Source organism: Rhodoferax sp. MLSD5-FHT05B10 (genome assembly GCF_058793415.1).
On the sequence record NZ_JBXAFT010000002.1, the window covers coordinates 481,215 to 504,951 of the forward strand.

General features: G+C 63.7%; 20 protein-coding genes. 15 read left to right on the forward strand and 5 right to left on the reverse strand.

The genetic code is table 11. From position 1 onward, the window contains the following. Positions 1 to 33: 33 nt before the first annotated feature. The 9 genes from nuoI to AC1Q5W_RS04970 are packed head-to-tail and all read left to right on the forward strand — an operon-like array spanning position 34 to position 7,982. Entirely contained in the window at positions 34 to 531 is a 498-nt protein-coding gene (gene nuoI, locus AC1Q5W_RS04930; RefSeq protein ID WP_492643569.1) for an NADH-quinone oxidoreductase subunit NuoI, read from the forward strand. Positions 532 to 556: 25 nt separating this feature from the next. Continuing rightward, positions 557 to 1,216, forward strand: a complete 660-nt coding sequence (locus AC1Q5W_RS04935) for an NADH-quinone oxidoreductase subunit J (RefSeq protein ID WP_492643568.1) — start codon at positions 557 to 559, stop codon at positions 1,214 to 1,216. Further along, positions 1,213 to 1,521, forward strand: coding sequence for an NADH-quinone oxidoreductase subunit NuoK (gene nuoK / locus AC1Q5W_RS04940; RefSeq protein ID WP_492643567.1), 309 nt, complete (start codon positions 1,213 to 1,215; stop codon positions 1,519 to 1,521). The genes AC1Q5W_RS04935 and nuoK overlap by 4 nt, the downstream gene beginning before the upstream one ends. A 5-nt stretch (positions 1,522 to 1,526) precedes the next feature. Then, positions 1,527 to 3,548, forward strand: a complete 2,022-nt coding sequence (nuoL, locus tag AC1Q5W_RS04945; protein WP_492643566.1) for an NADH-quinone oxidoreductase subunit L — start codon at positions 1,527 to 1,529, stop codon at positions 3,546 to 3,548. A 12-nt stretch (positions 3,549 to 3,560) separates the two neighbouring features. Continuing rightward, positions 3,561 to 5,036, forward strand: a complete 1,476-nt coding sequence (locus tag AC1Q5W_RS04950; RefSeq protein WP_492643565.1) for an NADH-quinone oxidoreductase subunit M — start codon at positions 3,561 to 3,563, stop codon at positions 5,034 to 5,036. Positions 5,037 to 5,060: 24 nt separating this feature from the next. Next, complete coding sequence (nuoN, locus tag AC1Q5W_RS04955; protein WP_492643564.1) at positions 5,061 to 6,551, forward strand: NADH-quinone oxidoreductase subunit NuoN; 1,491 nt, start codon at positions 5,061 to 5,063, stop codon at positions 6,549 to 6,551. A gap of 50 nt (positions 6,552 to 6,601) precedes the next feature. Next, positions 6,602 to 6,904: a DUF2818 family protein gene (locus AC1Q5W_RS04960; protein WP_492643563.1), complete on the forward strand. Its 303-nt coding sequence runs from the start codon at positions 6,602 to 6,604 to the stop codon at positions 6,902 to 6,904. A 15-nt stretch (positions 6,905 to 6,919) separates the two neighbouring features. Next, positions 6,920 to 7,522 carry an NUDIX domain-containing protein gene (locus AC1Q5W_RS04965; protein WP_492643562.1) on the forward strand — a complete coding sequence of 201 codons (603 nt, stop codon included), beginning with the start codon at positions 6,920 to 6,922 and terminating at the stop codon, positions 7,520 to 7,522. Between the two features lie 10 nt (positions 7,523 to 7,532). Beyond that, complete coding sequence (locus tag AC1Q5W_RS04970) at positions 7,533 to 7,982, forward strand: DUF1178 family protein (protein ID WP_492643561.1); 450 nt, start codon at positions 7,533 to 7,535, stop codon at positions 7,980 to 7,982. Between the two features lie 18 nt (positions 7,983 to 8,000). Here the strand turns inward: AC1Q5W_RS04970 and AC1Q5W_RS04975 are convergent, their stop codons facing one another. After that, on the reverse strand, positions 8,001 to 9,329 hold the full coding sequence (locus AC1Q5W_RS04975; protein WP_492643560.1) for a Glu/Leu/Phe/Val family dehydrogenase: 1,329 nt from the start codon (positions 9,327 to 9,329) through the stop codon (positions 8,001 to 8,003). A gap of 143 nt (positions 9,330 to 9,472) precedes the next feature. After that, on the reverse strand, positions 9,473 to 11,248 hold the full coding sequence (locus AC1Q5W_RS04980; protein WP_492643559.1) for an ABC transporter transmembrane domain-containing protein: 1,776 nt from the start codon (positions 11,246 to 11,248) through the stop codon (positions 9,473 to 9,475). 343 nt (positions 11,249 to 11,591) lie between these two features. On the opposite strand from AC1Q5W_RS04980, the gene AC1Q5W_RS04985 reads away from it, so the two are divergent. Next, positions 11,592 to 11,906, forward strand: a complete 315-nt coding sequence (locus AC1Q5W_RS04985; RefSeq protein WP_492643558.1) for a c-type cytochrome — start codon at positions 11,592 to 11,594, stop codon at positions 11,904 to 11,906. 174 nt (positions 11,907 to 12,080) lie between these two features. Here the strand turns inward: AC1Q5W_RS04985 and AC1Q5W_RS04990 are convergent, their stop codons facing one another. Continuing rightward, the gene (locus tag AC1Q5W_RS04990) at positions 12,081 to 13,814 is read right to left on the reverse strand and encodes a cytochrome D1 domain-containing protein (RefSeq protein WP_492643557.1); all 1,734 of its coding nucleotides are present in this window, start codon (positions 13,812 to 13,814) and stop codon (positions 12,081 to 12,083) included. Between the two features lie 215 nt (positions 13,815 to 14,029). Here AC1Q5W_RS04990 and AC1Q5W_RS04995 point away from each other — a divergent pair, with 215 nt between their 5' ends. Next, complete coding sequence (locus tag AC1Q5W_RS04995) at positions 14,030 to 16,309, forward strand: TonB-dependent hemoglobin/transferrin/lactoferrin family receptor (protein WP_492643556.1); 2,280 nt, start codon at positions 14,030 to 14,032, stop codon at positions 16,307 to 16,309. Positions 16,310 to 16,330: 21 nt separating this feature from the next. Here AC1Q5W_RS04995 and AC1Q5W_RS05000 read toward each other — a convergent pair whose 3' ends face one another. Further along, a complete protein-coding gene (locus AC1Q5W_RS05000) occupies positions 16,331 to 17,428 on the reverse strand; it encodes a lipocalin-like domain-containing protein (RefSeq protein ID WP_492643555.1) in 1,098 nt (365 codons plus the stop codon). 129 nt (positions 17,429 to 17,557) lie between these two features. On the opposite strand from AC1Q5W_RS05000, the gene AC1Q5W_RS05005 reads away from it, so the two are divergent. Genes AC1Q5W_RS05005 through AC1Q5W_RS05020 form a run of 4 tightly spaced genes read left to right on the forward strand, consistent with a single transcriptional unit; the run spans position 17,558 to position 22,353 of the window. Next, a complete protein-coding gene (locus AC1Q5W_RS05005) occupies positions 17,558 to 19,015 on the forward strand; it encodes an efflux transporter outer membrane subunit (protein WP_492643554.1) in 1,458 nt (485 codons plus the stop codon). Positions 19,016 to 19,061: 46 nt separating this feature from the next. Next, the gene (locus AC1Q5W_RS05010) at positions 19,062 to 20,396 is read left to right on the forward strand and encodes an efflux RND transporter periplasmic adaptor subunit (protein WP_492643553.1); all 1,335 of its coding nucleotides are present in this window, start codon (positions 19,062 to 19,064) and stop codon (positions 20,394 to 20,396) included. Then, the gene (locus AC1Q5W_RS05015) at positions 20,393 to 21,151 is read left to right on the forward strand and encodes an ABC transporter ATP-binding protein (protein WP_492643552.1); all 759 of its coding nucleotides are present in this window, start codon (positions 20,393 to 20,395) and stop codon (positions 21,149 to 21,151) included. Before AC1Q5W_RS05010 ends, AC1Q5W_RS05015 begins: the two co-directional genes overlap by 4 nt. Further along, positions 21,151 to 22,353 carry an ABC transporter permease gene (locus tag AC1Q5W_RS05020; RefSeq protein ID WP_492643551.1) on the forward strand — a complete coding sequence of 401 codons (1,203 nt, stop codon included), beginning with the start codon at positions 21,151 to 21,153 and terminating at the stop codon, positions 22,351 to 22,353. Before AC1Q5W_RS05015 ends, AC1Q5W_RS05020 begins: the two co-directional genes overlap by 1 nt. Positions 22,354 to 22,372: 19 nt before the next feature. Here AC1Q5W_RS05020 and AC1Q5W_RS05025 read toward each other — a convergent pair. Next, on the reverse strand, positions 22,373 to 23,737 hold a 1,365-nt coding region (locus AC1Q5W_RS05025; protein WP_492704100.1), incomplete at its 5' end, for an ABC transporter permease.

The window sequence follows — 23,737 nt, forward strand, 5'->3', positions numbered from 1 at the left end:
GTCCCAACCATGTCTTCAAACAACGCAGTCCGTATGCCCTCTGCTTTCTCGCTCAAGGATTTCCTCTACAGCTTTCTGCTGGTGGAATTGTTCAAGGGTCTTGCGCTGACCGGCCGGTATACGTTTCGTCGCAAGGTAACCGTCCAGTTCCCCGAGGAAAAGACGCCTCTGTCGCCCCGTTTCCGTGGGCTGCACGCCTTGCGCCGCTATGAAAACGGTGAAGAACGTTGCATTGCCTGCAAGCTGTGCGAGGCCGTGTGCCCGGCCATGGCGATCACCATCGAGTCGGACAAGCGCGCAGACGGTTCCCGCCGCACCACGCGCTACGACATCGATTTGACCAAGTGCATTTTCTGCGGTTTCTGTGAAGAGAGCTGCCCGGTGGATTCCATCGTGGAGACGCACATTCTGGAATACCACGGAGAGAAGCGCGGAGATCTGTATTTCACCAAGGACATGCTGCTGGCCGTGGGCGATCGCTACGAAAGTGAAATCGCTGCCAACAAGCAGGCAGACGCCAAATACCGCTGATCCGTCGCAAGAAAGAGTTTGAATCATGAGTATTACGGCAGGTTTGTTTTATCTGTTTTCGGCGGTGCTGCTGTTCGCGGCCTTCCGCGTCATCACGGCGCGCAATCCGGTTCACGCAGCCCTGTTTCTGGTGTTGACCTTTTTCCAGGCGGCCATGATCTGGATGCTGCTGAAGGCGGAGTTCCTGTCCATCACGCTGGTGCTGGTGTACGTGGGGGCGGTGATGGTGCTGTTCCTGTTTGTGGTGATGATGCTGGATATCGACGTGGAAGACATGCGCGTTGGTTTCTGGAAACATTTTCCGCTGGCGGCTCTTGTCGGCGTGGTGATTGCGCTGGAGATGGCGGCGGTGCTGATGGGAGGCTTCCGCGTGGTCGACGAGCCCTCCGTTGCGGCCGCTGCGGTGCCTGGAGCGGCCCAGCTTTCCAATACCAAGCTGCTGGGCAAGTTGCTGTACACCCAGTACCTCTATCCACTTGAAGTGGCTGCTGCCATCTTGTTGGTGGCCATGTTCGCCGCAATTGCCCTGACCCTGCGTGCACGCAAGGACAGCAAGTACGTGAGCCCCGGCGATCAGGTGCGGGTCAAGGCGCGGGATCGCATGACCGTCGTGAAAATGGCTGCAACCCAGCCGGCCGTTGCCGAGCCGGTTGCAGCTCCCACCCAAGCGGAGACAAAAGCATGACGCTGACACTTGGACATTTCCTCTCGCTGGGCGCCATGCTGTTTGCGCTGTCAGTGGTTGGTATCTTTTTGAATCGTCGCAACCTGATCGTGCTGTTGATGGCCATTGAGCTCATGTTGCTGGCAGTCAACACCAATTTCGTCGCATTTTCCTACTACCTGCATGACATGCACGGTCAGATCTTCGTGTTTTTCATACTGACGGTTGCCGCCGCCGAGTCCGCCATCGGGCTCGCGATACTGGTGCTGTTGTTCCGGAACAAGTCCGGCATCAGTGTGGATGAACTCAATACGCTCAAGGGTTAATCAAGATGAGTCAAACCCTGTCTGCTTCTACGTTGCTGGCGGTGCCTCTCGCGCCGCTGCTGGGCTCGGTGCTGGCCGGCGTCTTCGGTACCCGCTTTGGCGGCAACCGGATCGGTCGCGGTACCAGCCATTCCCTGACTATTCTGGGTGTGCTGGTGGCGTTCGTCATTTCAGCTTTGACCTTGAAGTCCGTCGTGCTGGATGGCGCGCGCTTTAACGAAACCCTCTACACCTGGATGGTGGTAGGGGGGCTCAAAATGGAGATCGGTTTCCTGGTGGACGGCCTGACCGCCATGATGATGTGCGTGGTGACCTTCGTGTCCCTGATGGTGCACCTGTACACCATCGGCTACATGCATGAGGACAAGGGGTACAACCGTTTCTTCTCCTACATCTCGTTGTTTACCTTCTCCATGTTGATGCTGGTGATGAGCAACAACATGCTCCAGCTGTTCTTCGGCTGGGAAGCGGTGGGCCTGGTGTCTTATTTGCTGATCGGTTTCTGGTTCAACAAACCCACGGCCATTTTTGCGAACATGAAGGCGTTCCTGGTTAACCGGGTCGGCGATTTCGGTTTCATCCTGGGCATTGGTCTGATCGCGGCATTCGCCGGGACACTGAATTACACCGAGACTTTTGCTAAGTCGGCGGAACTGGCGGCATTGAGCTTCCCGGGAACCAGCTGGATGCTGATTACGGTGATCTGCATCTGCCTGTTCATCGGTGCCATGGGCAAGTCGGCGCAGTTCCCCCTGCACGTCTGGCTGCCGGATTCCATGGAAGGTCCCACACCCATTTCCGCGCTGATCCACGCTGCGACGATGGTGACAGCAGGCATTTTCATGGTGGCGCGGATGTCGCCGTTGTTCGAGCTCAGTGAAACTGCCTTGAACTTCATCATGGTCATTGGCGCCATCACCGCACTGTTCATGGGGTTCCTGGGCATCATCCAGAACGACATCAAACGGGTGGTTGCGTACTCCACCCTGTCGCAGCTGGGGTACATGACCGTTGCCCTTGGCGCCTCGGCCTATTCGGTGGCGGTATTCCACCTGATGACCCACGCTTTCTTCAAGGCCCTGTTGTTCCTTGCTGCCGGTTCGGTGATCATGGGCGTGCACCACAATCAGGACATCCGCTGGATGGGGGGCCTGCGCAAGTACATGCCCATCACCTGGATCACTTCGCTGCTGGGTTCGCTGGCCCTGATCGGAACGCCGTTTTTCGCCGGTTTTTACTCCAAGGACAGCATCATCGAAGCCGTCCTGGAGAGCCACTTGCCTGCGGCGGGTTTCGCATCGTTTGCCGTGCTGGCTGGCGTTTTCGTGACCGCTTTCTATTCTTTCCGGATGTACTTCCTGGTGTTCCACGGCAAAGAGCGCTTTGACCAGAACCCGGACGCCCACCATGGCCACGATGACCACCACGACGACCATGGCGCACACCACGGCCCGCATGAGTCCCCTTGGGTGGTGACGGTTCCCCTGATCCTCCTGGCCATTCCGTCGGTGGTGATCGGCTTCCTGACCATCACCCCCATGCTGTACGGCGACTTTTTCAAGGACGCCATCTTCATCAACCTGGAGAAACATCCCGCGATGGAGGAGATGGCCCATGCATTCCACGGCCCGGTGCAGATGGCGCTGCATGCCGTGTCCACCTTGCCCCTGTGGCTTGCTCTGGGCGGAGTAGCACTGGCGTACTACATGTACATGGTCAACCCGGCCCTGCCGGCGGCGATCAAGCGCAAGGCCATACCGATTTTCAACCTGCTTGAAAACAAGTATTACCTGGACTGGATCAATGAAAACATCCTGGCCCGGGGTGCACGCCTGGTCGGCACCGGCCTGTGGAAGGTGGGCGACCAGACTGTCATCGACGGTGCGCTGGTGAACGGCTCGTGGAAACTGGTTGGACTGGTTTCGGGCGCCGTGCGCAAGGTACAGACCGGATACCTGTACCACTACGCACTGGCCATGATCTTGGGCATCTTTGTGCTCATGACGTATTTTGTCTGGCTCAAGTAGGAGAAAAAGAACATGGGATTGTTGAGCCTTGCGATCTGGACGCCTATCGCGTTCGGTGTGGTGTTGTTGGCACTGGGTCGTGATGACCAGGCCCCGGCGGTGCGTCGGGTGGCGCTGATTGGCGCGCTGGTCAGCTTTCTGGTGACCTTGCCGCTGTACGGCCAGTTCGATACCACGACAGCCGCCCTGCAGTATGTTGAAAAGACGTCCTGGATTGAGCGCTTCAATGTGAACTACCACCTGGGTATTGATGGCATTTCCTTCTGGTTCGTGCTGTTGACGGCCTTCATCAATGTGGTGGTGGTTATCGCTGGCTGGGAGGTCATTACCCGGCGCGTCAACCAGTACATGGGTGCCTTTCTCATTCTCAGCGGGCTGATGATCGGCGTGTTTTGCGCGCAGGACGGGTTGCTGTTCTACGTGTTCTTCGAAGCCACGCTGATTCCGATGTACCTGATCATCGGCATCTGGGGCGGTCCCAACAAGATTTACGCAGCGTTCAAGTTTTTCCTGTACACCTTGCTGGGCTCCTTGCTGATGCTGGTTGCCCTGATCTACCTGTACACCAAGTCCGGCGGCAGCTTCGACCTGTCCGTCTGGCACGCATTGCCGCTGGATCGCACGGCGCAGACCATGCTGTTCTTTGCCTTCTTCGCCGCCTTCGCAGTCAAGGTGCCCATGTGGCCGGTGCACACTTGGCTGCCCGACGTGCACGTGGAGGCGCCCACCGGTGGATCGGCCGTGCTGGCGGCCATCATGCTCAAGCTGGGTGCCTATGGCTTCCTGCGATTCTCCCTGCCTATCGCCCCCGATGCCGCGCACGAGTGGGCCTGGCTGATGATTGCGCTGTCGCTGATTGCCGTGGTCTATGTGGGCCTGGTCGCCATGGTCCAGCAGGACATGAAGAAGCTGGTGGCGTATTCGTCCGTGGCCCACATGGGTTTCGTGACTCTGGGCTTCTTTATTTTCAATGATGTCGGCGTGGCTGGTGGTGTGGTGCAGATGATTGCCCACGGTTTTGTGTCGGCTGCCATGTTCCTGTCCATCGGGGTGCTGTACGACCGCGTGCACTCCCGCGAGATTGCCAGCTACGGTGGCGTGGTCAACACCATGCCCAAATTCGCGGCGTTTGCCCTGTTCTTCTCCATGGCCAATTGCGGCTTGCCAGGAACGGCCGGCTTCGTGGGCGAATGGATGGTCATCCTGGGTGCGGTCAAGTTCAACTTCTGGATTGGTTTTGGTGCCGCCAGTGCGCTGATCTTTGGCGCTGCCTACACGCTGTGGATGTTCAAGCGCGTCTACCTGGGACCGGTGACCAACGACCACGTGAAATCGCTCATCGACATCAATGGTCGCGAGTTCCTGATGCTGGCCCTGCTGGCGGTGGCCGTTCTGTGGATGGGTATTTATCCGAAGCCCTTCACGGATGTCATGGATGTTTCGGTCGCGCAGCTGCTCAAGCACGTTGCGGTTTCCAAGTTGTACTGATCAAACTGAACTGAGAGACGAAAGATGATTGACAAAATCAGTTGGATCACGGCTTACCCCGAGTTCGTATTGCTGGTGATGACCTGCGTCATTGCGCTGCTGGATCTCGGCGTCAAGAGCCCCATGCGCGGGACAACCTACCTGATCACGTTGCTGACGCTGGCCGTCGTGGCCTACATGCAGGCGGATCTGGCCCTCACGGGCTCCACCCTGTACGGCTTTGGCAATATGGTGGTCAGCGACACCATGGGTAGCTGGCTCAAGTGCTTTGCCACCCTGGCGGTGATGGTTACGCTGGTGTATGGCCGGACCTACGCGGGACACCGGAGCATGCTGCGCGGCGGTGAGTTGTTCACGCTGAGCATGTTCGCCCTGTTGGGCATGTCCGTCATGATCTCCGGGAACAACTTCCTGGTGATTTACCTCGGTCTGGAATTGCTGACACTGTCCAGCTACGCTCTGGTGGCGCTGCGCCGCGACAATGCGACTGCAACCGAGGCAGCCATGAAGTATTTTGTGCTGGGTGCCATGGCTTCGGGTTTCCTGTTGTACGGCATGTCCATGATGTATGGTGCCACCGGAACCCTGGACGTCAACGCGGTGTTCAAGGCCATTGCTTCCGGCCAGATCCGGCACCAGGTGCTGGTGTTCGGCCTCGTCTTTGTGGTGGCTGGTCTGGCGTTCAAGCTGGGTGTCGTGCCGTTCCATATGTGGATCCCGGACGTCTACCAAGGCGCCCCGACGGCGATTACCCTGATGATTGGCGGTGCGCCCAAGTTGGCAGCCTTCGCGATTGTCATCCGGCTGCTGGTGGAAGGGATGTTGCCGCTGGCCCTTGACTGGCAGCAAATGCTGCTGGTGCTGGCGGTTGGATCGCTGCTGATTGGTAACCTGGCCGCCATTGCGCAGACCAATGTCAAGCGCATGCTGGCCTTCTCCACCATTTCCCAGATGGGCTTCGTGCTGCTGGGTCTGGTGTCCGGTGTGGTCAATGGTGATGCCTTGTCCTTCGCGGCGAACGCCTACAGCTCGGCCATGTTCTACGTCATCACCTATGTGTTGACCACACTGGCAAGCTTTGGTGTGTTGCTGCTCCTGTCGCAGGAAGGTTTTGAGAGCGAAGAAATCGCCGATCTGGCCGGCCTGAATCAGCGCAGTCCCCTGTATGCTGGTGTGATGGCCGTATGCCTGCTTTCCTTGGCCGGTATTCCTCCGCTGGTGGGGTTCTACGCAAAGCTGGCCGTCTTGCAGGCTCTGGTGGCTTCCGGACAGGCGTTCGGGCTGGCCATTGCGGTGTTTGCCGTCATGATGTCGCTGATCGGTGCGTTCTACTACCTGCGGGTCATCAAGGTGATGTACTTTGATGCCCCCATAACGGCCAGCAGTGTGGTGGCGCCCCTGGACGTGCGCGTGGTGCTGTGCATCAATGCCGCACTGGTACTCGGCCTGGGCCTGTTCCCCAGCGGCTTGCTGGCACTGTGCGGAAACGCCATCCGGCAGATGCTGGGTACCTGAGCGCACACCCGCACGCAGGTTTTTTGCGCCCCCCTATTTAGCGCCTCAACATGTCCACGTCTTTTGCTGTCTGGTGTGTCGTGATCCTGGCCCTGGCGGCCGCCAACTACCCCTTTGTCACACAGCGGGTGCTGGGGCTGGTGGCGTTGCAGAAACCCAAGACGCTTGGTGCGCGGTTGCTGGAGTTGGTCGCCTGTTACCTGCTGGTGGGTGGCGTGGCGCTGCTGCTGGAGAAGCGAGCCGGAGAGATCGCTCCACAGACTTGGGAGTTTTACGCCATCACGGTGTTTCTGTTTCTGACCTTTGCGTTTCCGGGTTTCGTCTACCGGTATCTGGTCATGCGCAAATCCTGACCCTGGCGGGGCAGCATGGATGATCGGCATCTCGTCGAGCGCAGGCTCTCCAGCGAGGAACTCTTCAAAGGCCGGTTCCTGCACGCGTTTGCCGACTCGGTAGCCTTGCCAGATGGCAAGACTGCCGTCCGGGAGTACGTGGTGCATCCGGGGGCGGTGATGGTGATCCCGCTCCTGCAGGACGAGGCAGGGCACTGGCGTGTCGTGCTCGAGCGGCAATTCCGCTATCCCGTTGACCAGGTGATGATCGAGTTTCCTGCGGGCAAGCTCGATGCCGGCGAGACCGTGTTGGCCTGTGCCCAGCGAGAGCTCCAGGAAGAGACCGGCTACCGTGCCCGCGAATGGGCGCGTGCCGGCGTCCTGCACCCGGTGATTGCGTATTCCACCGAGTTCATCGACATCTGGTTCGCCCGGGGGCTCACCTTGGGCGAGCGCCATCTGGATAGCGGGGAATTCCTGGATGTCTTCACGGCGACGCCCGCCGAGCTGCTGCAATGGTGCCAACACGGCAAGGTCACTGACGCCAAGACCCTTACCGGTGCCCTCTGGTTGCAGAACGTGCTCAATGGTACTTGGACATTGGACTGGCACGCCGCCACGGTTGAGCCGGATCGCTGACAATGGCGCCATGAAAGTACTGGACCTGCAATGCACGCACGGGCACGTCTTCGAGGGCTGGTTTGCCTCGGAAGATGATTTTGTGGCCCAGTGCGGGCGGTCCCTGGTGCAGTGCCCCGTGTGCGGTGACCCATCGGTGGCCAAGAAACTGAGCGCACCCCGGTTGAACCTGGCAGGTGGCCGTGACGGCGGGGCGGTGCAGCAGGCCACCACCACGCCTGCCAGCACGGACCAGGCACTGACCGCAATGTGGCTTGCCGTGGCGCGGCAGATTGTGGCCCGCACGACCGATGTGGGTGACCGGTTCGCCGAAGAGGCCCGCAAGATGCACTACCGCGAGACCGAGGAGCGCAGCATACGTGGCACGGCCACAGCCGAAGAGGCCAGTGCACTGCTGGACGAGGGCATTGAAGTCCTGCCGTTGGTGCTGCCGGCCGCTCTGAAGGAGCCCCTGCAATAGGGGCTCCGGCCATACGGGTCAGGGGTAGAGGCCGCGCAGCTCGCGGGCGTGCAGTATGCGCTTGCAGGCCACAATGAAGGTCGCTGTGCGCAGGCTCACCTTGTGGTCTTGCGCGACCTGCCACACACCGGCAAAGGCCTCTTTCATGATGCGCACCAGCCGGGCGTTGATCTCGTCTTCGCTCCAGAAGTAGCTGGAGAAATCCTGCACCCATTCAAAGTAGCTCACGGTCACGCCGCCGGCGTTGGCAATCACGTCGGGCAGTACCAGGATGCCGCGCTCCTGCAGGATGTCGTCGGCCGCCGGCGTGGTCGGCCCATTGGCGCCTTCAATGATCATCCGGGCCTTGATCCGTCCGGCATTGGCGGCCGTGATCTGCTGCTCCAGCGCGGCGGGAATCAGGATGTCGCAATCCACCTCCCAGAACGTGTCGTTGGCGATCACTTCGGCCTGTGGGAAACCGGCCACCGAGCCGGTCGCCGCCACGTGGGCCTGCAGGGCAGGAACATCCAGCCCCGATGCCTGGTAGATGGTTCCGCCATGGTCTTGCACCGCCACCACGCGGGCGCCCGTTTGCGCAAACAGGCGCGCCGCCACGCCGCCTACGTTGCCAAACCCCTGCACTGCGACCCGAGCCGATACAACGTCCAGCCCTATGTGCTGCGCTGCTTCCATGCCCACCGTAAACACGCCACGTCCGGTGGCGTCACGGCGCCCCAGGGACCCACCCAGGTCCACCGGCTTGCCGGTGACAACGCCGGTGGCCGTGGCGCCCTGGTTCATGGAGTAGGTATCCATCATCCAGGCCATGACCTGTTCGTTGGTGTTGACATCCGGCGCAGGAATGTCTTTGGTGGGGCCGATGATGATGCCGATTTCGCTGGTGTAGCGGCGGGTCATGCGCTCCAACTCGCCACGTGACAGGGTCTTGGGGTCCACCCGGATGCCGCCTTTGGCGCCACCGTAGGGCACGTTGACGGCGGCGTTCTTGATGGACATCCAGGCCGACAGCGCCATCACTTCCGACAGGGTCACATCCTGGTGGAAGCGCACGCCGCCCTTGCCGGGGCCGCGCGAGGTGTTGTGTTGCACCCGGTAACCCTCGAAGTGGGCGACGGTGCCGTTGTCCAGTTGGATGGGCACGTCCACCACCAGGGCGCGTTTGGGGCGCTTGAGGGTTTCCGCCCAGCGGGCGAGATGCCCCAGATACGGGATCACCCGATCGACTTGCTGCAGATAAATGCCCCAGGGCCCCAAGTTGTCGGCTTGCAGGTAAGAGGGAAGGGCGTGCCCCGATGGGGACGTGATCAGGGACGAGGCGCTGGAGGGTGTGGCGTTGGCTGACATGGGTTTCCTTGTGGGAGAAGTGATGTCCCGCACTGTAGGTGTGCCCACGGTCCCTGTCTAAGGCCAAGTTTTTTGCAAACTATGCAAAAAATTAATAATCGTGCGTTGACCCGATTTTTCGCATCTTGCCGTCCACGGCGTGCTCAGGCATTGAACTGCAGGGCTGCCAGTCCGGCATAAACCCCGCCGCGTGCCACCAGCTCGGCGTGGGTGCCTTGTTCCACCAAGCGGCCATGGTCCAGCACCACAATGCGGTCGGCCTTTTGCACGGTGGCCAGCCGGTGGGCAATGACCAGGGTGGTGCGGTCCCGCATGGCCGACTCCAGGGCCGCTTGCACCATGCGTTCGCTTTCGGCATCCAGCGCGCTGGTGGCTTCGTCCAGCAGCAGTAGCGGTGGGTTTTTCAGCATGGCGCGGGCGATGGCAATGCGCTGGCGCTGTCCGCCCGATAGGCGCAGCCCGCGCTCGCCCAGAAAGGTGTTGTAGCCCTCGGGCAGGGCAGTGATGAATTCGTGTGCAAACGCTGCCTTGGCCGCCACCAGCACCTCGGCATCGCTGGCGTCGGGCTTGCCGTAACGGATATTGTCCAGGGCGCTGCTGGAAAAAATGACGGCGTCCTGCGGCACGATGCCGATACGCTGGCGCAGGGCACCCAGCGACATCTCGCGCGTGCTCACGCCGTCCAGAACCATGCGGCCGCTGGTGGGATCGTAGAAGCGCAGCAAGAGCTGGAACACGGTGCTCTTGCCGGCACCGCTGGGCCCCACAATGGCCACGGTCTGGCCCGGCTGGATGTCCAGCGAGAAATCCGACAAGGCGGGTTGCAGCGGGCGCGAGGGGTAGTGGAACTGGATGGCTTCGAACGTGACGGCGCTTCCGGCTGCCGGCATGGGTGCTGCAACCGGGTTGGGAGGCGAGGCAATGGGCGATTGGGTATTGAGCAACTCCATCAATCGCTCGGTGGCGCCGGCGGCGCGCAGCAAGTCACCGTAGACCTCGCCCAGAATGGCAAAGGCGCTGGCCAGAATGATGACGTACACCACGGTCTGCCCCAGATGCCCGGCCGAGATGCGCCCGGCCATGACGGCCTGTGTTCCCTGGTACAGACCCCACAGCAAGGCAGCCGAGGTGGCGATGATGATGAACGCCACCAGCACCGAACGCGCCCGGGAGCGTCGGATGGCGGTGTCAAAGGCGTTGTTGGTCGAGGCGGTGAAGCGCTGGGCTTCCCGCGCCTCGGCGGTATAGCTCTGCACGACTGGGATGGCGTTGAGGACTTCGGCCGCGATCGAACTGGAGTCGGCAATGCGGTCCTGGCTGGCGCGGGATAGCTTGCGCACCCGCCGGCCGAACCACAGGCTGGGTAGTACCACCAGCACCAGCACCCCCAGCACCTGGAACATCACGTACGGGTTGGTCCACACCAGGATACCCAGTGCACCGATTCCCATCACCAGGTTGCGCAGGCCCATGCTCAGGGACGAGCCCACCACGGTCTGCACCAGCGTGGTATCGGCCGACAGGCGCGACAGCACTTCGCCCGTCTGGGTGGTTTCGAAAAATTCGGGGCTCTGCTCCAGCACATGGCTATACACCGCGTTGCGCAGGTCGGCGGTGACACGCTCGCCCAGCCAGCTCACCATGTAAAAGCGTGCGGCAGAAAACAACCCCAGCGCCACGGCCACGGCAAACAGGGCTGCAAAGTGCTCGCGCAGGGCCATGACCTGCTCGCCCTTGTCGGTGTGGACCAGTCCGCCGTCGATCAGGCTGCGCAGGGCCAGCGGAAAGGCCAAAGTGGCCATGGCCGCCAGCACCAGAAACACCAGTGCCAGCCCGATGCGCCCGCGGTAGGGGCGCAAAAATGGCAGCAAGCCGGAGAGGGATTTGGGGTTTTGGGCTTTGGCGCGTTCAGAGGTCATGGCTATGCAGGTGGGGGCGGTAGGGCGGCACAACAAGCGGCACCGGAAAATGGGCATGATACAGGCCGTTAGACCTTGTGGTTATTGCGCAAACAGCTTCCAAATTGATAGCAGATGTGTCGCTGCGAGCCCTTGCCTGGCCGTGCGGGGCTCCGCTGTGGCCCTGCGTTTCCATGGTGTTGCGTCAGCGCATCAAGGCAAACATATAACATAGATCAATGATTAAGCGGGTCGGGTCTGCTATTCTTGGAAAGCGGTGTGGGTCAACCACAGTCGCTACAATCCGTTAAGGGGTTGCGGGTTATCCGCGATGGCCCTAAACACTCAACCCACGAGGAAAAATATGAAACGTATCCATTTGGCTTCCTTGGCAGTTCTCGCCGGTGTTACGCTGGCCGCGCCCGCATTTGCTGATCAGGCGTTGGCTACCTCCAAAAACTGCATGGCTTGCCACGCAGTTGATAAAAAAGTGGTCGGCCCTGCTTACAAGGATGTTGCCAAGAAATATGCTGGCGACGCCAAGGCGGCTGACATGCTGGCTGCAAAGATCATCAAGGGCGGTGCTGGTGTGTGGGGTCCTGTTCCCATGCCCGCCAATGCCCAGGTGAATGAAGCCGAAGCCAAGAAGCTGGCTGCTTGGGTGCTGTCGCTGAAGTAAACCGGCGTGCCTGACAGGCCCTTTGGGGCTGCAACAAAAAACCCGCCTTTGGCGGGTTTTTTGTTGCCCGGATGGGCCTTGTGTACCGATGACCTTGTCGCGCTGCTGCAGAAAATTGCAGACCAAGAGAAAAGGGGCCCCGAGGGGCCCCTTTGTTCGTCACGCTGACACGGATCAATAAATGTCGTGCTGCGTGTTGTTGATGTTGAAGTGACCCGTGGGGGTGATGATCCGCGGATCCTTGATCACGGTCTTGAGCTTGAGGGTCTTGTCGTCTACGACAACCAGAGCCGACTGCTTGTTCTTGGCAGACCAGACCGCAAACCACACCTCATCGCCCGCCTTGTTGTACTCAGGCTGCACGACGCGCTTGGCACCACCGTCGTCAGGGAGTCCGGCCCATTCTGCGATTGGCAGCACGGTGTAACCCTTGTCGAGGTTCTTGATGTCATAAACGACGACCGACTGGGACACCTTGGGATCGGGGTTCAGAGGAGCGTCCGAGTATAGGTGGTTGGACTTGGGGTGGCTCTTGATGAACAACGCACCGCCGCCTGGGCCCTTCAGCTTGGCAACTTCCTTGAAGGCGAATTGCTTGTGCTTGACCGGGTCGGTACCGATGAGCGAAAGGGTATCGTCACCCAGGTGGCCGGTGGACCACACAGGACCGAACTTCGGATGCACAAAGTTGGCGCCACGGCCGGGGTGGGGGATCTTGCCCACGTCGACGATCGCTGCCAGTTTGTCTTCCTTGGCATCAATCACGCCAACCTTGTTGCTGTTGTTGGCCGCCACCATGAAGTAGCGCTTGGTGGAGTCCCAGCCGCCGTCATGCAGGAAGCGGGCCGAACCCAGCTCGGTGATCTTCAGCGCGTTCACGTCGGCGTAATTGACCATCAGGGTCTTGCCGGTTTCCTTCACGTTGACGATGAACTCGGGCTTGAAGTGCGAAGCCACGATGGAAGCCACACGGGGTTCGGGGTGGTATTCCTGGGTGTCAACCGTCATGCCGCGGGTTCCCACGATCTTGAGCGGCTCCAGGGTGTCACCCTTCATGATCACGAACTGGGGCGGCCAGTAGGCACCAGCGATGACCAGCTTGTCGGTGAAGTCGCCGTCCTTGCCTTTGTACTTGGACGTGTCGACCGAGCGGGCTTCCAGGCCAATGCGGATTTCAGCGACGTTGTCGGGCTTGGGCATCCACAGGTCGATCATGTTGACGCGGCCGTCACGACCGATCACGAACAGGTAGCGTCCCGATGCCGACGTGCGGGAAATGTGCACGGCGTAGCCGGTCTTGACAATGTTGATGATCTGCTTGGTATCGCCGTCGATCAGCGCCACTTCGCCGGTGTCACGCAGCGTGGTGGAGAAGATGTTGGAGATGTTGTAGTTGTTCATCTTCTTGGTAGGACGGTCCTTGGGGGCAACCGTAACCTTCCAGGTCGACTTCATGTCGGCCATGCTCCACTCGGGCGGCTGGGGAGGGTCTTGCTGAACGTAGCGCGCCATCAGGTCCACTTGGGTCTCGCTCAATTCACCGGAGGTTTGCCAGTTGGGCATGCCAGCGGGAGAGCCGTACGCGATGAACACTTTCAGGTAGTCCGTGCCCTTGCCGATGGTGATATCGGGTGTGAGGGGCTTGCCGGTCGCGCCTTTGCGCAACACGCCGTGGCAACCCGCGCAACGTTCAAAATAGATCTTGCGTGCCGCATCGAATTCGGCCTGCGTCATGGGCGGAGCCTTGGGGTTGGTGCTCTGGAGCATAGGCTCGGCCACCAGTGGCGAGGTGCCAGCCTGGTAATTCTTTTCGGGCTCCGATACGCTCTTCTTGTCCTGCGCAAATGCAGTGAGGGCCAGTGTGGTCAGCGCCAAGGCCGCTACGCGCGACAGCTTTCGGGTTCTCATGTAAGGACTCCTATGTAGCCGAAACCCCGGTTTTAACGCTCTGCCGGGCAGGGCGTGCGCGCTGTGGGTCGCGGCAATTCAATGTCAGCGGGCCTCGTTATATTCTGGCATAACCCGCCTTTCAATATTGATTTAGATCATTGATGCATTGCGTAAGTATCTTTGTGCCTAGGTTTACTACTTAATAATTGACTCGAAGCATGATCAAGATACATATGGCAGTCCTCCTCCGTTCCAGGTTTCGCGCGCTGCCTGTCTGCGCCGCGGGCGTGGCGCTGGCCTGCATGACCTGTGGCCCGGCATGGGCCCAGGCTCCTTCCGGGACGCTGAAGGACGTGGTTGTCAGCGGCTCCCGCAATGAAGCGGTGCGCGACGACCTGCCACTGTCCATGGACGTTGTGACCCCCACGGATCTGGAGCAGAAGCAGATAGTCGACATCAAGGACCTGGTCGCCGACCTGCCCAACGTCTCCGTTAAGCACGCGCCCGCGCGGTTTGGCGTCGCCGGTCGCCCCAACACCACCGGGCGCGACGGCAACGCCGGCTTCAATATCCGTGGCCTGGGCGGCAACCGGGTGCTCATGCTGGTGGACGGCATCCGTCTGCCACGCAGTTATGTGAATGGCAACAGCGCCTTTGGCCGGGACACCATCTCGCTGGACCTGCTCAAGCGCATCGAACTGGTGCGCGGTCCCAGTTCGGTGCTCTATGGATCCGACGGCATCGCCGGCCTGGTGAATTTCATCACCTACGAGCCGTCCGACTTCCTGACGGGGACCGGCGCGGAGCCGAAAAACCTGGGTGGGCGGGTGGCGGCCGGCTGGAGTGGTGACGACGACGGCTTGCGGGTGGCGACTACCGTGGCCGGGCGTGCCAGCGAAACCGTGCAATGGATGCTCACCGGCACGACGCAGACAGCCAACGGTCTGCACACGCTGGGCTCCAATGACGCGGCCAACGTGACCCGGACCACGGCCAACCCGCAGACCAACCGCAATGATTCCCTGCTGGCCAAGCTGGTGATCCAGCCGGATGCCAGCCAAAAGCATGTGCTGACGCTGGAGCATGTGGACAAGAAGTCCGACACGGAGCTGCTGTCCAGCCGGGCCAAGCCCCCGCTGACGGTGTCCTCATCGACCGTGCTGTCCGAAAACGCCAACCAGGACCAGCGGCGTGACCGGCTGACCTGGGACGCCCGTTACCAGCCACGCACGGCCTGGGCGGACCAGTTGCAGACCGTGGTCAGCCTGCAGAATTCGGATGCCCAGGACAACGGCCAGACGCTAGTCAACACGGCCCCCAATGCCCTGCGCACCCGCAACACCCTGTACAGCGAGCACGCCCGCCAGGCCAGCGTGCAGGCCAGCAAGACGCTGCCCATCTCGGCCGACTGGACCGCCCGCAACACCTACGGGCTGGACCTTGCCAGCACCGACATCACCAGCTGGTTCGGGGGCGCCGATGCGGCCCCTCTGCCAGCCTATGTGCCCAAGAAATACTTTCCGGATTCCCGTGACAGCACGGCCGCGCTGTATGCCCAGTCCGAGCTGGGAAGCGAGCGCTGGAGCGTGACACCGGGCGTCCGGCTGGAGCGCTTTGTGCTCGACGTGACCAGCCTGGACGGTTACGGGCAGCCCGCGACGTCCCTGTCGGGGACGCAGTGGACACCGAAAATTGGAACGGTCTTTCGGGCCGCTCCCGAATGGAGCGTGTTTGCCAATTACGCCACCGGCTTTCGCGCCCCCAATGCCACACAGCTCAACGGTTTTTCCGAGTCCACCTCCAGCGGCTATGCGACCTATCTGTCCAATCCCGATCTGAAGCCGGAAACCAGCAAGAACATCGAGTTCGGCGTGCGCGGTCGCATGGACCGGCTCACGGTGGACGTGGCGGCCTTCACCGGCGACTACAACCAGCTGATCGTGGACAAGAAGCTGCTGTCGGGAAACCCTGCCGCCTGTGGCGCGCTGGCGCCGGGCTGTGTCTACCAGTCGGTCAACGTGGATAACGCGACGATCTGGGGGCTTGAGCTGAGTGGCAACATGGACTGGGGCTATTGGGCCGGCGGTCGCTGGTCCACCCCGTTCGCGTATGGCCAGACACGCGGCCGCGACAACGGCACCGGACGGCCCCTGAATTCCATTGACCCGGCCTTGCTGGCCCTGGGCTTGGGCTATGCCAACGGCACCTGGTCCGTGCGCGTGGACTGGCGCTACCACGCAGCCAAGAATGCGTCGGACGTGGACCCGACGGCCGGGCTGAGCAGCGGTACCCAGTACGCTGACATGCCGGAGGCAACCACGCTGGATGTGTCCGGCCAATGGCGCATCCGCAAGGACGTGCGCCTGACTGCGGCCATCATCAACCTCACCGACCGCAAATACTGGTTGTGGTCCGACGTGCAGGGGCTGACGACGGCCAGCGCCGCCACCCTGATCGACGCCTATTCCCAGCCGGGACGTCACGTGAACCTCTCGCTGGTGGTCGATTTCTGAGGGCATACCCCCCTCTGCGGGCTACAGGCGCAGCGGGGTGGCGTAGCCGGTCATTTCCAGGTAGCCGCGTCCCACCAGCCGGTTGTTGCTGTCCATCACCTCGCACAGGCCTTCCCAGTAGATGGCACCGGTGGAGTTGCGGCTGTCGAGTTCCTGATTGTCCACCACGGCACGCACCGTGTAGTGGTCGGCCGGCGTGCGCACGATCCACTCCACCGGATAGCGGGCACGGCTCAAGGGGCTTTGCCAGGTGCGCAGGGGCCGAAACAGCACCTCGCCGCGCCGGAAGGTGAACAGCGTGCCTCCCGAGCGAAACGAGCCGCCGTCCCACAGGGCCTGGCCGCTGGGGTCGCGCAGGCGAAAGGCGGTCAGCGCGCTGCCATCGAGCAAATTGATGCCGATCCAGTCCCAGCCCACCGCCTGCGGGTGCAGCATTTCCTGACTCCACTCATGGTCCAGCCAGGCCATGCTGCCCGCGGCCACGCGGTGGCGCCGGCCCTGCAAGGCCAGCGTGCCGGCGACCTGCAGCTGGGGCACGCTGTAGTAGTAGCTCGTCTGGGCGGTATCCGGCCCCTTGCGCGAGAGACCCTGGTCCCCCTGCAGCAGCACCGGCTGGCTGGGAGTCAGGATGAGCTCCAGCGAAAAATCGGTGCCGTGCACCAGGGTCATGAAGTGGTCGCCCTCGCGTTGCAGGGACCAGTCGCGCAACTGCACGGCGGTGTTGCGGGTGCTGGCCCACGCGCTGTCGGCCGGGTTCTGGCCGCCCTCGGCGCCGGACCAGCGGGCCACGCGCTGGTCGTGCCAGTGTGTGCGGCCCTGCACATCGGTCAGTGCCGCATGCGCAAAAATCAGCTGCCTGGCTGCAAAGCGTGACTGCAGGGCCTGGGTCCGCGCCACCCGCTTGCGAAAGAACGTGACCTGAAAGCCAAAGGTTGCCGGGGTGTCTTCGGCAACGGCGTAGCCGGTGACGTACCACCACTCGGTGGCGTAGTCGGGGTGCGCACCGGCGTCTTTTGGAAACTGCAGCTGCGCGCGCGGCCGGGCCATGGCGGGCGCACCCAGCACCAGACCCGCACCCAACAGGCAGCGTCGACTCAATGGAAAGGACAGCGGTTTCAAAATCAGAGGTCCAGTGGTGGGTGGCAGGTGCCAGCCCGCCCAACTTTACAAGACTTAACCTGCCTCCTTGCCCTGCGACACGTAGCCCGTTCACAATGGCACCGTGAAACTACCGCGCAATGTGACTTGATGACTGCTTACAAACCGGATCGTTCCCCTGTGCACTCCGTCGGCCGGCTCCCGGCGCGGGCTGCCTGGGTGTTGGTGGTGGCCCTTGCCGGCTGCAGCACGCTGTCATCCCAGCGCCCGGCACTGCCGCCAACGCCCGTTCCGGCCGCCTGGTCCGCCACGTCCGGTGCGCCCGCGCCGGCGGCGGTATCGCTGGGACAGTGGTGGCAGCGTTTCAACGACCCCCAGCTCAGCGCCCTGGTCACACAGACCTTGCAGGCCAATACCGATGTGCGCACGGCGCAGGCCGCCTTGCAGCAGTCCCGCGCCTTGCGCGATGTCCGGGCGGCGGGCCTGGGGCCAACGGTCAAGGCGTCCGCGTCGGCGCAGAGCAACCAGACCAACAGCAACACCCCGGCCAATACCTTCCAGGCCGGGTTTGATGCGAGCTGGGAGCCCGATGTCTTCGGCGGCCTGCGCAGCACCCTGAGCGCTGCCGAAGCCGACGCGCAGGCGGCGCAGGCCAACTTGGCCAACGTGCAGGTCTCCATGGCGGCCGAGGTGGCGGTGACCTACATCGATCTGCGCGGATTGCAGGAACGCCTGGCCATTGCCCGCAGCAACCTGGCGGCACAGACCGAAACCTTGCAGATCACGCGCTGGCGTGCCCAGGCCGGTCTGGCCTCGTCGCTGGACGTGGAGCAGGCCGTTGCGGCCAGCGAACAGACCGGCGCCCAGATTCCCGCCCTGCAGACCAGCGTGGCGCAAGACCTGAGCAGCCTGGCCGTGCTGACGGGGCAGGCGCCCGGCGCTCTGCGGGACACGGTTGGCGCCGTGTTGACGCCCCCGGCAGCCGTGCCCCAGCCGCCACCCGACCTGGCACTGAGCATTCCCGCGCAAACCCTGCGCCAGCGCCCCGACGTGCGCGCGGCCGAGCACCGCATCAGCGCCGCGCTGGACCGCGTGGCGCAGGCCGACGCCGCACGCTACCCCGGGTTCCAGATCAGCGGCTCGGTGGGCTTGAGCGCGCTGACGCTGAGCACCCTGACCAACGGCGCTACCGTGCTCAATTCCCTTCTGGCTAGTGTGTCGGTGCCGCTGTTTGACGGCGGGGCCGCCCGTGCCCAGGTGCGTGCGCAGGAGGCGGCGCTGGAGCAGGCCCGCGTGGCGTACCAGGCTGCCGTGCTCACGGCCCTGAAGGACGTGGAGGACGCACTGGTGGCCCTGCAGGGCGACCGCGAGCGCCTGGCGCGCCTGCAGGCCGCCACCGAGGCGGCGGCCAACGCCGACCTGCTGGCGCGCCAGCGCTACGCCAGCGGACTGATCGATTTCCGTACCGTGCTCGACACCCAGCGCACCCTGCTGTCCACCCAGGACAGCGTGGCCACTACGCGCGCCAGCCTGAGTTCCGACCACGTGCGCCTGTACAAGGCGCTGGGCGGCGGCTGGACGCCCGCACAGGAGATGGCAGGCCCCTGAGGAGCCGTCTGACCCCGCAGCAACCCTTTTCCTGTTGACCGACACCATGAACACTCCTAACCCCGCGGCCGAGCCCGCTGCCCCCGAAGCCTCCGACCTGCAGACCCTGCTGGGCGACGAACCGCCACGCCACTGGTGGCAACGCCGCGCGCTCTGGGCCGCTGCCGCCGCCGTGCTGGTCGTGGGGGGCGGGTTGGCGTACTGGCAGGCCAGACGCAATACCAGCACCCAGCCCAGCTATGTGACCGAGGCCGTGCACAAGGGCAACCTGACGCTGACGGTCTCAGCCAACGGCACCCTGCAGCCCACGCGTGCCGTGAACATCGGCAGCGAGCTATCGGGTACGGTCACCCGGGTATTCGTCGACGTGAATGACCGGGTCAAGAAAGGGCAGATCCTGGTGGAACTCGACACCTCCAAGCTGTCGGACCAGGTGCTGCGCTCGCGCGCCGCGCTGGCCGCTGCGCTGGCGCAGCAGGCGCAGAGCACGGCCACGGTCAAGGAAACCCAGGCCAGCCTGGCCCGGTTTGAAGAAGTGGCGCGCCTCTCCGGCGGCAAGGTGCCGTCGGCCACCGAGCTGGACACCGCCCGCGCCACCGTGGACCGCGCCGTGGCGGCCGATGACAGCGCCCGCGCCAGCGTCGCCCAGGCCCGCGCCACTTTGTCTACTGATGAGACCAACCTGTCCAAGGCGTCCATCCGTTCCCCCATCGACGGCGTGGTGCTGTCCCGTTCGGTGGACCCCGGCAACGCCGTGGCGGCATCGCTGCAGGCGGTGACGCTGTTTTCCATCGCCGAAGACATTGCCCGCCTGCGGCTGGAGGTGAGTGTGGACGAAGCCGACGTGGGCTCGGTTGAGGTGGGACAGAAAGCCAGCTTCACCGTCAGCGCCTATCCGTCACGCCGCTATCCGGCCAAGATCACCCGCGTGGCTTACGGCTCCACCAAGACCGACAACGTGGTCACCTACACCACCTACCTGGATGTGGACAACACCGACCTGAGCCTGCGCCCCGGCATGACGGCGGCAGCCACCATTGTGTCGACCGAGCGCACCGGCGTGCTGCTGGTTCCCAACACGGCGCTGCGGTTTGTGCCGTCAAACGCCAGCGGCAAAGGCGTGGCGGCCGATGCGGGTGGCGGTGGCGTCATGTCCAAGCTCCTGCCGCGCATGCCCCGCACTGCATCGCGCAAGGCCGGGGACGCCAAGGGCGCCACGGCCAGTGCCAAGCAGGTCTGGGTGCTCAAGGATGGTCAGGCCATGGCGGTGACTGTGATGCCCGGCATTTCGGACGGCCGCATGACCGAGGTGAGTGGCGAGGGCCTGCAGGAAGGCATGGCCGTCATCACCGACCAGCGCGCCGCGGGGGCCGCGCAATGAGTGAACCGCTGATCCGCCTGCGCGGCATCACCAAGGTCTATGGCGAAGGAGCCACGGCACTGCAGGCGCTCAAGGGGGTGAACCTGGACATCGAGGCCGGCGACTTCGTGGCCATCATGGGGCCCAGCGGATCGGGCAAGTCCACCGCCATGAACACCCTGGGCGGGCTGGACACACCCACCAGCGGCGAATACCTGTTTCAGGGGACCCACGTGGAGACGCTCACGCGTGACCAGCGCGCGCGCCTGCGGCGGCGTTTCTTCGGCTTCGTCTTCCAGGGCTTCAACCTTCTGGCCCGCACCTCGGCCCAGGAGAACGTGGAGCTGCCCCTGCTGTACCGCGGTGAGGCCGCGGCCGCGCGCCACGCCGCGGCGGCCAAGGCGCTGGCCTCCGTGGGCCTCACGGGCTGGGAGCACCACACGCCGGCCGAGCTGTCGGGCGGGCAGCAGCAGCGGGTGGCCATTGCGCGCGCCATCGTCACCGAGCCGGCCGTGCTGTTGGCCGACGAGCCTACCGGCAACCTGGACACCCAGCGCAGCCGCGAGATCATGGACCTGCTGTGGCGCCTCAATGTGGACCACGGCATCACCGTGCTGATGGTCACGCACGAACCCGACATGGCGGCCTACGCGCGGCGCATCGTGCACTTTGTGGACGGCGTGGTGCACAGCGACGAACGCAACCCGCACCCGGTCGGCCTGCAGCAAGCCGATGCGGACCTGCCAGCCCTTGCCACCTCGACACAGGCTCCCTGATGCTGCTCAACACCCTGCTGCTGGCCCTGCGCTCCATCCGGCGCAACCTGATGCGCTCGTTCCTGACCATCCTGGGCATCGTGATCGGCGTCAGCGCCGTCATCACCATGGTGACGCTGGGCAACGGCGCCACCCTGGCGGTGCAGAACCAGATCTCCGGCCTGGGCACCAACCTGCTGCAGGTGCGCCCCGGCCAGCGCATGGGGCCGGGCGGCGGCGGCGGGCCGGCCTTCAAGGAAGCCGACGCCGAAGCCATCGCCACCCAGATTGGCGGCATTGCCGCCGTGGCCCCCGAGGCGCGCACCAGCGCCACGCTGGTGGCCAACGGCCGCAACTGGACCAGCAGCGCCATCGGCAGCACCAACGACTGGCTGGTGACCGGCAACTGGGCCATCGCCAACGGACGGGCGTTTTCCGACGACGAGCTGCGCGCCGGCTCCGCCGTGTGTCTGATCGGCCAGACGGTGCAGCGCGAGTTGTTTGGCGGTAGCGGTGCCGAGGGGGCGCAGCTGCGCGTGAAGCAGATCTCGTGCGAGGTCGTCGGCGTGCTGGCCTCCAAGGGGCAGGGCGCTTTCGGCAACGATCAGGACGACCTGGTGCTGGTGCCCCTGAAGACGCTGCAGCGGCGCATCACCGGCAACACGCGGGTCAACACGCTGCTGGTGTCCATGAAGGACGGCAGTGATGCCACTCGCGTCACGGCCGGCATCACGCAGCTGCTGCGCGAGCGGCGCAAGCTGGCCAGCACCGACGAGGACAACTTCAACGTGCTCGACACCAAGCAGCTGGCCGACACCCTCTCGGGCACCACCAAGGTGCTGACCATGCTGCTGGGGGCGGTGGCCGCGGTGAGCCTGCTGGTGGGCGGCATCGGCATCATGAACATCATGCTGGTGAGCGTGACCGAGCGCACGCGCGAGATCGGCCTGCGTCTGGCCATCGGCGCGCTGGAGCGCGAGGTGCTGCTGCAATTCCTGATCGAGGCCGTGGTGCTGGCGGCCATGGGCGGGTTGATCGGCATCGTGCTGGCGACCGGGGCCTCGCTGGGGCTGGCCCGGCTGATGGACGTGCCTTACACCTTCAACCTGGGGGTCAACGTGCTGTCCTTCGTGTTCTCGGCAGCCATTGGCGTGCTGTTTGGCTACTTCCCGGCCCGCCGTGCGGCGCGCATGGACCCGATCGACGCTTTGCGCCACGAGTGACGCCGCCCCGTCGCAGTCCTTACCAGTCTTCCTTGACCGCCAGTACCGCATCGTGCCCGGCAGCGGCGCGTCCGGCCAGCCAGGCCGTCAGCGTGCCGGCCAGCACCACGGCCGCCGCCAGCGCCAGCAGGCGCAGGGCGGGCACCGTCAGCTCCATGCTCCAGTGAAAGCTCTGCGGGTTGACCACGTGCACCAGCACCACGGCCACGGCCAGCCCCAGGCCCACGCCGGCCAGGGCACCCAGCGTGGTCCACGCCGCCCCTTCCAGCGCCACCACGCGCATCACCTGGCGGCGTGTCAGGCCCAGGTGCACCAGCAGGCCAAACTCCTTGCGCCGCGCCAGCACCTGGGCGCTGAACGAGGCCGCCACGCCAAACAGGCCGATGCCAATGGCCACGGCCTGCAGCCAGTAGGTCACGGCAAAGCTGCGGTCGAAAATGCCCAGCGAGTGGGTGCGAATCTCGCTCGCCGAGCCAAACTCCAGCAGACTCGCCGCGCCGCCGCCCGGCGTGCCGGCCTGCTGGTCGGCCAGGTCGCGCAGCGCCTGCTGCAGCGCTGCCAGGTCGGTGCCGGGTTCCACCCAGAACGCGAGGTCGTTGACGCGTGTGTCGCCGCTGAGCCGTTCAAAGTCGGCCTGCTCCAGGGCGATGCTGCCAAACTGGCGGGCGTAGTCGCGCCACACGCCTGCTACAAAAAACGGAGCTGTCTGCGCAGGTTTTGTGCGGTCTGCAGGCTTGAAATACTCCGATAACGGGGTGTACACGGTGCCCGGCCGGGCGCCGTGCAGGTCCACCATGGCCTCGCTCACGTAAATGCCCGTCTGGCCCGCGGGAACGGGCAGCGCGGGGCCCACCAGGGGCAGGTTCGCACCGTGGTCCAGCGGCTTGGCCACCAGGGTGACCGGGGGCTGGGCCGGGTCGGGCAGCCATTGCAGGGTGCGCTGCGTGCGCAGGCGCTGCACGCCGGGCAGCCGGGCGGCGGCGGCCACATAGGCTGGTTCAAAGTAGGCGGTGTCAAAGGTGCTGCCGCTGCTGGCCGTGCGCACATACAGGGCGGCGGGCAACACGGCGTCCAGCCACTGCGCGACCGAGTGGCGAAAACTCGCCACCATCACCGTCAGGGCCACGGCCAGGCTGAGCGCGGCCACCACGCCGCTGACCGCCACCGCGGCGCTTTCGCGCACCCGCCGCGCACGCTCCACCGCCAGCAGGGGCAGGGCCCGGCGGGCCACGTGTGGCGCCACGCGGTCCAGCACGCTGCCGACTAGCCAGGGCAGGCCGACAATGCCGCCCACCAGCAGCAGCGCCACGCTGGCATACGCCGCCAGCGGCATGCCCCACAGCGGTGGCACCCAGGCCAGCAGGCCCGCGGCGGCGAGCAGGGC

Coding starts and splice junctions, on each gene's coding strand:
- AC1Q5W_RS04935 (WP_492643568.1), top strand. CDS start 557: ATGAGTATTACGGCAGGTTTGTTTTATCTGTTTTCGGCGGTGCTGCTG.
- AC1Q5W_RS05010 (WP_492643553.1), top strand. CDS start 19,062: ATGAACACTCCTAACCCCGCGGCCGAGCCCGCTGCCCCCGAAGCCTCC.
- AC1Q5W_RS04975 (WP_492643560.1), bottom strand. CDS start 9,329: ATGTCAGCCAACGCCACACCCTCCAGCGCCTCGTCCCTGATCACGTCC.
- nuoK (WP_492643567.1), top strand. CDS start 1,213: ATGACGCTGACACTTGGACATTTCCTCTCGCTGGGCGCCATGCTGTTT.
- AC1Q5W_RS04995 (WP_492643556.1), top strand. CDS start 14,030: ATGGCAGTCCTCCTCCGTTCCAGGTTTCGCGCGCTGCCTGTCTGCGCC.
- AC1Q5W_RS05020 (WP_492643551.1), top strand. CDS start 21,151: ATGCTGCTCAACACCCTGCTGCTGGCCCTGCGCTCCATCCGGCGCAAC.
- AC1Q5W_RS04970 (WP_492643561.1), top strand. CDS start 7,533: ATGAAAGTACTGGACCTGCAATGCACGCACGGGCACGTCTTCGAGGGC.
- AC1Q5W_RS04990 (WP_492643557.1), bottom strand. CDS start 13,814: ATGAGAACCCGAAAGCTGTCGCGCGTAGCGGCCTTGGCGCTGACCACA.
- AC1Q5W_RS05015 (WP_492643552.1), top strand. CDS start 20,393: ATGAGTGAACCGCTGATCCGCCTGCGCGGCATCACCAAGGTCTATGGC.
- nuoN (WP_492643564.1), top strand. CDS start 5,061: ATGATTGACAAAATCAGTTGGATCACGGCTTACCCCGAGTTCGTATTG.
- AC1Q5W_RS04980 (WP_492643559.1), bottom strand. CDS start 11,248: ATGACCTCTGAACGCGCCAAAGCCCAAAACCCCAAATCCCTCTCCGGC.
- AC1Q5W_RS05005 (WP_492643554.1), top strand. CDS start 17,558: ATGACTGCTTACAAACCGGATCGTTCCCCTGTGCACTCCGTCGGCCGG.
- AC1Q5W_RS04965 (WP_492643562.1), top strand. CDS start 6,920: ATGGATGATCGGCATCTCGTCGAGCGCAGGCTCTCCAGCGAGGAACTC.
- nuoL (WP_492643566.1), top strand. CDS start 1,527: ATGAGTCAAACCCTGTCTGCTTCTACGTTGCTGGCGGTGCCTCTCGCG.
- AC1Q5W_RS04985 (WP_492643558.1), top strand. CDS start 11,592: ATGAAACGTATCCATTTGGCTTCCTTGGCAGTTCTCGCCGGTGTTACG.
- nuoI (WP_492643569.1), top strand. CDS start 34: ATGCCCTCTGCTTTCTCGCTCAAGGATTTCCTCTACAGCTTTCTGCTG.
- AC1Q5W_RS04960 (WP_492643563.1), top strand. CDS start 6,602: ATGTCCACGTCTTTTGCTGTCTGGTGTGTCGTGATCCTGGCCCTGGCG.
- AC1Q5W_RS04950 (WP_492643565.1), top strand. CDS start 3,561: ATGGGATTGTTGAGCCTTGCGATCTGGACGCCTATCGCGTTCGGTGTG.